Source organism: Salinimicrobium oceani (assembly GCF_012037645.1).
In genome coordinates this window covers 1-398 of sequence record NZ_JAAVJR010000879.1, presented here as the reverse complement: position 1 = coordinate 398, position 398 = coordinate 1, and the positions used below count along the sequence as shown (strand labels likewise).

Sequence of the window (398 nt, the reverse complement as noted above, 5' to 3'; positions counted from 1 at the left end):
AATGCTCCCGATACCAACGGTGACGGAGCTCCGGATTACTTTACCGAAGAGTCTGCCACTCTGGAATTAAACCCGGGTACCTATACCCTGCAATACTTTACAGTTCTTGATGCAGATGGAAATGTTTTGTGGATAGCACCCATGGATGACAACAGCCCTGGTGGAATCGATGACATGGTGGAACAGTCGCTGCCAATGGACATCAATTTAGGTGCAGGTGTAAAAAAGTATCAAAATGTAGAAGTTGTTTGTTTTGACGATCGTATAGTCAATCAATACGGCTATCTTTTTTATGATCTCAACGGAATTCAGCTTATAGAATTCTGCATTTTTGGAAACTTCTGCGATGAAACAGGAAGACATGCAGAGTATGTATCGTTTAGTTTAGATGTTTGGAA

1 pseudogene is annotated in these 398 nt (G+C 41.5%); it reads left to right on the top strand.

Annotation, left to right across the window (positions count from 1 at the left end):
* Positions 1-398 (top strand): annotated as a pseudogene (locus HC175_RS19855) (hypothetical protein); the annotation flags it as partial.